We start from the raw sequence: 5,197 nt of genomic DNA, 5'->3' as shown, positions 1-5,197 counted from the left end.
AGATCCTCTGGGGTTTGGCTCCATTTCACGAGATCCAGCTCAAGCATACACAAATCACTCCGGTAATTCGGTGAAGGCGCCTGCGAACCGTGTGCGCAGCACGGGTTTCAGGCGACCACAGAAAGTTACGCATCCCGCTCTGGGCGCGGTTTAGCGCGACGACGCCAGGCCGATCCGGCCGCTCTTCCTACCGCTTCAGCGATTGAAGTTTAGCGAGGTGATGCGACAGCACCTGTCGCAGGTGACGACCTTAAGACGCTGTATAAGAAGTAACTGACTGATTTTGAAGGCTTGCTTCTTGACGTTTTCTAGCCTTGAAGACCATCTTAGAGGCCCTCTCAACAGCAAGCTTTTGATTTTTCAATGGTTGGTTTCTCTACAGCGTCTAAAGATGATGAGGCCGTTTCTGATCGGCAGGTGATTGGCGCGATGCGGAAGCACCTGCCAGGCGAGGCTTCGGCTCAGCGGAATGGATCCAAGGCGCGCTGCCAGGCTTCACCGTCCGAGTCCTCATCCTCGGCATCGTCCCAAAGTCCGGTGCGGTAGTGGGGGTCGGTTGCGAAGCGGACCTGCTGTCCGTCCAACTGAAAGGCACTGCGGAGCGCGTCCCAGACCGGGGTGCTCGGTCCCCGAGCGGGCTCGGCATGTAGATGACGAAGGTCTGCGTTGCCGTGTCGAAGATCACCCGTCCGCGCGCTACTACGTCGTACTCCAGAACGCTCAGGATCGAAAACTCGGCCGCGTGGCGCGCGACCAGGCGTGGTCAGGCCCGAACATGGGCGTCAGGGCTGTCGCGCTTGGTGCCGCGTATCTCGGCCTGCTCCAGTGGGATCGGACACGCCATCAGCTGGCCCTTGTGAAACCAGAAGATCCCAACGCGTCCCGGACAGCGTCCCTTTGCTGTGGTTTCTGATGACGTCATCCAGGATGGGGTCGAGAAAAGGAGCCGGATAATACCCAAGACGCGCGCAAGACGCGCGCTGGCGATGTCGATCCAGACGCCAGGCGCGCATGCGTCGTCGACCGCTAGGCCTGCTGCATCCCAGGCGTCACCACCGTCCAGTGCCGCGAGCCGCGCCTGAGTCGTTGCCATGGTACCCATACGGCGATCCCGAGTCCCACGATGGCATAGAGCGCCCAGGTTGGAAGCTGCAGCAGCCAGCGAGCGATGAGTCGCATCAGATCGCCCTTGACGGCGATCTTCGAGGCGCGTGCCGTGTACTTGGTGAACTTGAGCGCGCCCATCTTGTCGAGGGTGCGCAATCCCTGTTTGCCATAGGTCGCGGCTAGCTTGATCGTGTCCTGACTCAGTTCGCCGGCGCGCCGCGCGGTCTTGAGGACGGTGTCACCGCCGATTCGGTACAGGGTCGCGCTATGCTGGCCGAAGGTCTCCGCAAAGGCGGCCATCCGCTTGAGCGAGGCGGCATCCCGGGTCTTGCTCAGGAGCTGCATTCCGCCGCGAGTCTTGGCCAGCTTGTAGACGTTGCCGAATAGCTCGGCCACCGAGTCCAGCGACCGGGTCTGCTTGACCGTCTTGGCCGACTTCACCAATGCCTTGCCCAACCAGGGCGGGAGCTTCCCGAGCTTGCGCGCGGCCTTGAGAATGGTGGTGCCGCCTTTGACTGCCGTCGTCGCGGCCACGCTTGGCGCCGCAGCACCGGCGGTGCCGACGGTTGCGACCCCGCTGACGACCTGCGCCGCCGTCGCGACGACACCGATGGTCGCCAGCGCGGCGACCACCTCATCGGTCTCCTCGCCACGTGCCCAGTTGATCCCTTGCTTGGTCAGATCACGCAGATCGCCGATGACGAAGAGATCCGTCACCACGCCTGCCGCCTGCCCAACCGTCTCGTCGCTGGTGCCGGCCAACAGGCCCTCGCCGAGCTTGCTGGCCTGGTAGCTGAGACTGCCTCTGACTGTTTCGATCTCCTGCTGTAACGCTTGGGCGGCGGGGTTGGCCTGGACGTAGGGGTAGTCCATGAAAAAGCCGAGATAGTCGGCGGCCTCGGCATAGCGCTCTTGGTCAACCAGTTGGCGTGTCTCCGGTACGGGATCGATCCGGGTGAGCGCCAGTGCGCTGAGCTGGGCGCGCTGCCAGAGAACGCCAGCGGCGATGATGGCGATGAATAGGAAGGCTAGTTTAGAGATTAGCTTGATCACGGTTCCTTATGCTCCTCAAGAAGAAAATCCCGGTTCCACTGAAGCGATCTTACGGGAGCTGGCTTGCGCAGAGCTATGCGGCTAGTGCGGGCGCCTCTATGAAGATTTCTCGATTTGGTTCGCGCTCAAGCTTCTTGGTGACTTCATATTCGAGGTTCTCATTCGCGACCAATTCGTTTGCTAAGACGAAAAGAGCATCGTGCGCCGCATCGTTGACTTCTTCCATAGTCGATGAGAAGAGCGCGCCAAACTTTGATTTCTTACTCTCCGCCTCCGTGATCAGTCTCCGCTTTATCGGAATTTGAAGCTCAAACGGCATGTAGTTTTGAATGTACTTCTTGTTTCCCTCAACACCAAAGAATTTTTGAAGCTCCGCCTGAACTTCTTCCTCAGTCCAATCCTTTACGTGACCACCATGCAGGATAGCATCGTAGAAGATATTCATCTCCTTTATTGTATTGCATAAGCTGGTGGATTGATGCAGCAAGTATCCTGGAAACCGAATTCCTGAATTATCTTTTAGATAATTTGTCACAGCTTTCATGTCATACTGAAGGGCGTGAGATATACCCCGATCGATGCCGGTCCTTCCAATATGGCTTTCGACGAAATAGCGTATGGAATTCGAGAGGAAAAGTATTTCGTTTTGCCCCTTTAGTATTGTCAAGTCATCTGTGATCTCGGTCTGTATTTTGATCATTTGACTCTCGACGAACGACGCGGGTACGCTAAGCCCGTTATCGACAATCGAGAGCGGGCTCGATAAAGTCTCGATCTTGGCCCCTGTTCCCTTGCTGCCTTCTGCATCCCGCAAGGCTTCAACACCACCCTTGATAAAGGTGAAGGTCAGCCTTGACGCTACTTTTCCTGCGAAAATGCTGGCCTTTATGAGCTTTTTCCCTGCAACAGCAGTTATTTGTCCTGCGTCTTTCATAAGCTGATAGGAGAGTGGCATAATCATAATCTGTCCTCACGAGATCAGTTAAGTTGTCCAATTTTCCTCGCGGCCAAACGCATAGAGCGCCTGTGCAAACCTAGTGCGTTTCGGAAGTCGAGACTGTGATGGTGTTTTCAGATCGGCCAGCTTGGCGCACTTAGCGTGCTTTCCTGTTGTGAACTGGGTTGTATCTTTTCCTGCCGTGCCGAGGCTGCTCCGTCCGACGGGAATGATCGGAGGTAAGGAGATCCAGATGCCGCTCGTGCTTCTAACGGGGATGCTTACTCCCGCAGAATCCGCACGACCAACGACGCATCGGACAACATTTGCCGGGCCTTACGCCGCTCGAAATGTCGGTGCGCAAGCTCGACAGCATCGGAATAGAGTGCTGCCGGGTTGGGCGTGCGAAGCGCCCGAGCGATCGCGGCCTGATCGATCTTGACTAAGGCCCGTCGCGCAGCATTGCGCCGGACATCGATCTGTCTGCGGTCGGCGGACGTTGCGCCTTGCCGGGTGTTGCCTTGCGGATCAGCAGTTGTCATGACGTCACCTCATCGTTCCCACCTGAGAAGCCCGCCATCCCTGGCCCGTCTTTCCAACCTCATCCGTTTCCTCAAGCTGCTCGTGCCGGCTCACCCTTGAGCCGGAATTCGGCGGCGAGGCACCGTAGGAACTGCTCGGGCGCCAACGCCTCCTCAAACAACTGCTGTTGCCGACAGACATTGGCGAAATTGCTGGGCGTCAGCCCCGCGAGCCCATCCAGATGCCGGGCCAGCCCCAGCGGTACCGGGGCCTGCGCATCCCCGAGCGCTTCACCGGCAAAGAGCGCCTAGCGCTGCTCGGGCGTCAGCGCCCGGAACTACAGCTTGAAGTCGAAGCGCTGCTGCATCGATGCCGCTCATGAGGTTGGTCGCGGGGATGAAGATCCCCGGGAAGCGCGCCATCTGCTGCAGCAGCTCGTTGACCTGGGTACGCTCCCAGCTGCGCTGCGCCTGACGCCGGTCGGCGAGGAAGCTGTCGACCTCGTCGAGCGGCAGGACCGTCTGACTCGAGTCCACCTCGCGAAAGATGCGCGTCAGGTTCTGCTCGGTCTCGCCGACATAGGGCGAGAGCAGCTCCGAGACCTGGCGGGCTACCAGCTCCCGATCCAGCGCTTCGGCCAAGACCTCGGCGAAGGCCGTCTTGCCCGTTCCGGAGGGACCGTAGAAGCAGAGATTGCAGCGGCCTGAGCGCTTGCACGCCCGGACGATCACGCTGTGTGAGAATCCGCCGGCTAGATTCAGGAATGCGACGCCGAACACCGCTGCCGAACTGCGCCGCGAAGGGGTCGGTGCCCCTTGCTGCAGTCCGCGAATCTCTCCCCGGGTGTGCTCACCGCCGTGATTCAAGGGTTGATTCAGCAGCGCGCGCTTCAGGTGCTCTATGCCAAGCCCGGTGGCGACCGAAGCAAGGCCGTGCTGCATCCCCCCAGCCCTTGGTGCAGCGCGGCCCGATCGCCCATCTGCTGGCGCTCGAGAATGATGAGTTGGATCCGGTGCGCTTCTACGCCCTGCATCGCATGATCCGAGCGGCGGTGATGGCCGAGACGCCTGCGCGCGCCGCCGGGCACTTCGATCTGGACGAGGCGATCGCCAAGGGCCAATTGGATTTCGGGCAGGGTGAACTGATCGGCCTGGAGATTCGCGTACGCGGCTACCTGGCCGGCGTGGTGGACGCCTGTCCGATGGCAGCGGACCAGCGCGTCGATGACGAGCCCGCCGGATCCGACTTCCGTCTGCGCCACTGGACGCGCGTGCCCTCCAGCGGACTGCTGCTGCGCTGGCTTCTCGCGGTCGGAGACAATTTGGAGGTCGTCAATCCCCCGGATCTGCGCCGCATCTTCGCGGCTCAGACGCTGTAGAGGAACCGACCATCGAAAAATCAAAAGCTTACTGTTGAAAGGGCCTCTAAACCGCGCCCAGAGCGGGATGCGTAACTTTCTGTGGTCGCCTGAAACCCGTGCTCTGCACACGGTTCGCAGGCGCCTTCACCGAATTACCGGAGTGATTTGTGTATGCTTGAGCTGGATCTCGTGAAATGGAGCCAAACCCCAGAGGATCT

Annotated in this window: 7 protein-coding genes; 1 reads left to right on the top strand and 6 read right to left on the bottom strand. The window is 59.7% G+C overall.

Annotation, left to right across the window (positions count from 1 at the left end; genetic code table 11):
* Positions 1-461: 461 nt before the first annotated feature.
* From G3480_RS29125 to G3480_RS25020, 6 genes are all read right to left on the bottom strand, one after another.
* Positions 462-584, bottom strand: coding sequence for a hypothetical protein (locus tag G3480_RS29125; RefSeq protein WP_276611753.1), 123 nt, complete (start codon positions 582-584; stop codon positions 462-464).
* Between the two features lie 179 nt (positions 585-763).
* Positions 764-922 (bottom strand): hypothetical protein, encoded by a 159-nt coding sequence (locus G3480_RS25040; RefSeq protein ID WP_164656940.1) that lies wholly within the window; start codon positions 920-922, stop codon positions 764-766.
* A gap of 104 nt (positions 923-1,026) precedes the next feature.
* On the bottom strand, positions 1,027-2,160 hold the full coding sequence (locus G3480_RS25035; protein WP_164656939.1) for a hypothetical protein: 1,134 nt from the start codon (positions 2,158-2,160) through the stop codon (positions 1,027-1,029).
* A gap of 73 nt (positions 2,161-2,233) precedes the next feature.
* On the bottom strand, positions 2,234-3,121 hold the full coding sequence (locus G3480_RS25030; protein ID WP_164656938.1) for a hypothetical protein: 888 nt from the start codon (positions 3,119-3,121) through the stop codon (positions 2,234-2,236).
* A gap of 257 nt (positions 3,122-3,378) precedes the next feature.
* On the bottom strand, positions 3,379-3,639 hold the full coding sequence (locus G3480_RS25025; protein WP_164656937.1) for a hypothetical protein: 261 nt from the start codon (positions 3,637-3,639) through the stop codon (positions 3,379-3,381).
* Between the two features lie 270 nt (positions 3,640-3,909).
* A complete protein-coding gene (locus tag G3480_RS25020) occupies positions 3,910-4,560 on the bottom strand; it encodes an ATP-binding protein (RefSeq protein WP_240906054.1) in 651 nt (216 codons plus the stop codon).
* Between the two features lie 14 nt (positions 4,561-4,574).
* On the opposite strand from G3480_RS25020, the gene G3480_RS25015 reads away from it, so the two are divergent.
* On the top strand, positions 4,575-4,997 hold the full coding sequence (locus tag G3480_RS25015) for a WYL domain-containing protein (protein WP_338114219.1): 423 nt from the start codon (positions 4,575-4,577) through the stop codon (positions 4,995-4,997).
* The last annotated feature ends 200 nt before the right edge of the window (positions 4,998-5,197 follow it).

Origin of the sequence: Thiorhodococcus mannitoliphagus (assembly GCF_010915725.1) — a bacterium.
Taxonomy (GTDB): Bacteria; Pseudomonadota; Gammaproteobacteria; order Chromatiales; family Chromatiaceae; genus Thiorhodococcus; species Thiorhodococcus mannitoliphagus.
The sequence above is the reverse complement of the archived record's forward strand: the minus strand, read 5'-3'. Positions and strand labels throughout refer to the sequence as shown.

Bases quoted from the DNA above. Each gene is read 5' to 3' on its own strand.
- G3480_RS25030 (WP_164656938.1), bottom strand. From the start codon at position 3,121: ATGATTATGCCACTCTCCTATCAGCTTATGAAAGACGCAGGACAAATA.
- G3480_RS25020 (WP_240906054.1), bottom strand. From the start codon at position 4,560: ATGCAGCACGGCCTTGCTTCGGTCGCCACCGGGCTTGGCATAGAGCAC.
- G3480_RS25025 (WP_164656937.1), bottom strand. From the start codon at position 3,639: ATGACAACTGCTGATCCGCAAGGCAACACCCGGCAAGGCGCAACGTCC.
- G3480_RS25040 (WP_164656940.1), bottom strand. From the start codon at position 922: ATGACGTCATCAGAAACCACAGCAAAGGGACGCTGTCCGGGACGCGTT.